The 2302-nt window shown below is 27.0% G+C and carries 3 protein-coding genes; 2 read left to right on the top strand and 1 reads right to left on the bottom strand.

What is annotated here, in order from left to right; genetic code table 11:
• Positions 1 to 89: 89 nt before the first annotated feature.
• Positions 90 to 347, top strand: a complete 258-nt coding sequence (locus tag NSA58_RS19115; RefSeq protein WP_039681181.1) for a hypothetical protein — start codon at positions 90 to 92, stop codon at positions 345 to 347.
• Between the two features lie 232 nt (positions 348 to 579).
• Positions 580 to 1524 (top strand): CAP domain-containing protein, encoded by a 945-nt coding sequence (locus tag NSA58_RS19110; RefSeq protein ID WP_074429906.1) that lies wholly within the window; start codon positions 580 to 582, stop codon positions 1522 to 1524.
• A gap of 54 nt (positions 1525 to 1578) precedes the next feature.
• On the opposite strand, the gene NSA58_RS19105 is transcribed toward NSA58_RS19110, so the two are convergent.
• Entirely contained in the window at positions 1579 to 2220 is a 642-nt protein-coding gene (locus tag NSA58_RS19105) for a GyrI-like domain-containing protein (RefSeq protein ID WP_039681179.1), read from the bottom strand.
• Between the last annotated feature and the right edge of the window lie 82 nt (positions 2221 to 2302).

The following is a 2302-nucleotide window of genomic DNA, read 5'->3' as shown; positions in this document are numbered from 1 at the left end:
ATTAGGACAAAAGAAAATATTTTAATTATTTTATATTTGTGTATAATATATAATTATAATGAAAAATTATTATTAAGGAGTGTCATCAAATGGAAGAGTTATATAAAATGATAGAAGATAAAATACATGCATCAGGATATGAAGGACATATAAGTGGAGAAGAAATTTATGATGAAATATGTGATGAAATAGAGGATAAAGAAGAAGGTAGTTACATATTTATGAGCAAAAAAGAAGATGATGCAATATACGAGTATAAAATTGATGTAATGAAAGATCAATTTAACTTATCTTATTTAGATATAAAATCAAATGGAAAAACATATCATATAGATTTTGATAATTAACAAAAAGGTTACAAAAATGAATTGAAAAGTTACAACATAATGAAAATTATGTTGTATTTTTTTTACTAAAAAATAAGTATATTTCAGCATTTATGTGGGTAAAATAATAAATTTACATTAAATAACAGTTAAAAATCTAATGAATAGATGTTAGAATACTAATTACAGGGGTAACACACACCCTAAAGGTTACAAAAAAGTTACAAATTTAGAAAATAGGACGGTGGATATTATGAACAAAAAATTTAAGACATTATTAACGGCAGGATTAATTACTGTAATAGCAGGATCTAGTATAGTATCATCAAGTGCTTTAAGTAAAAAAGTAATAACTAATTATAAAACGAAAGGTGCAATATACCTTGTTATAAATGGTAAAAAGTATAAAATATCTCTAGGATGTAATAATAAACCATCTCAAGATGGGGATTCTTCTATAGGAAGCAATAACAATTCAAATACTGGTAACGATAATAACCAAGATAATAACAATAGTAATACAGGAAATGATAATAACCAAGGTAATAATGATAGTAACACTGGAAATGATAATAACCAAGGTGATAGCGATAGTAGTATTGGAAACGATAATAATCAAGATAATAACAATAGCAATACAGGAAACGATAATAATCAAGGAAATAGCGATAGTAATACAGGAAACGATAATAACCAAGATAATAACAATAGCAATACAGGAAATGATAATAACCAAGATAATGATAATGTAGTTGAAAAACCAAGTGACGACAATAACACATCAAATGATAATCAAACTACAACAGGATCATTTTTAAGCTTCCAAAAGGAAGTTACTAGACTTGTTAATGTGGAAAGAAGTAAAAGAGGTTTAAGTGAATTATCTTTTAATACTCAATTATCTAATGTGGCAACAATAAAATCACAAGATATGATAAATAAAAATTACTTTGACCATACTTCTCCAACTTACGGTTCTCCATTTGATATGATGAAGCAATTTAACATAAGCTATAGAACTGCAGGAGAAAATATAGCCATGGGTCAAAGAACACCAGCGGAAGTTGTAAATTCTTGGATGAACTCTTCAGGACATAGAGCAAACATATTAAATGCAAACTTTACAGATATAGGTATAGGTGTGGCAAAAAGTTCAAATGGAACTTTATATTGGACTCAAATGTTCATAGGTAAATAATAAATAAGGGTTGTGTAATAAACAATTAAATATTGTTATGACACAGCCCTTTTTCTATAGTAAGTTTTTTTGTACAGGAAACCTAAGAATGGTTCTTAATTTTTCAGGTGAAGTTCTTCTAGGGTCTGATAAATAAATTTCATGATGTTTTCTAATATTACTTGTAACATTTACTAAATTGTTATCTTCTATGTATTTATCAATTTTAGCTATAGTTCTCAGCTCATCATCATAAGATCCGATATGCATGGACTGCACACAAAGCCCCTCATAAAAAGTTTCAAATTTAGTTTTTGAAAAGTCTAAATCAGGTTTTTTATTCTTACATTCATGCAAAGCCCAATTAAAAATATCTTTATCAACAAAGTCAGGTTGGGCAATCATAGAAGTCCATAACCATTTCTCTTTATTTACATTAAAATCAAGCTTGCCATTTTCTAGATACCATAAACCTTCCAAAGGAGGAATTACATATTCATAATAGCTATCGATATGATTACTGCCATTTTTACTCATTTTAATAGTATAAGTAAGAGAGTATAAGATTTGCATAGCATTTTGGTAGTTTTCTCCTGTTGGTTTTCCATTTCCATCTATCATAATATAATTTAAAGGTGGAACATCTATTAATGTAGGTTTTTGCTTTGAGGAATATAAGTTTTTATATTCTTTTTTGAAATCAAACTTTCTAATCATAACTCCTCCCCATGTATCACTTAAAAAAATATAGAAATAATAAAATCTACTAAGTAAATAATAGTTAGATTAATTATCAATA

Origin of the sequence: Terrisporobacter muris (genome assembly GCF_024621905.1) — a bacterium.
GTDB classification, from domain to species: Bacteria; Bacillota; Clostridia; order Peptostreptococcales; family Peptostreptococcaceae; genus Terrisporobacter; species Terrisporobacter muris.
The sequence above is the reverse complement of the archived record's forward strand: the minus strand, read 5'-3'. Positions and strand labels throughout refer to the sequence as shown.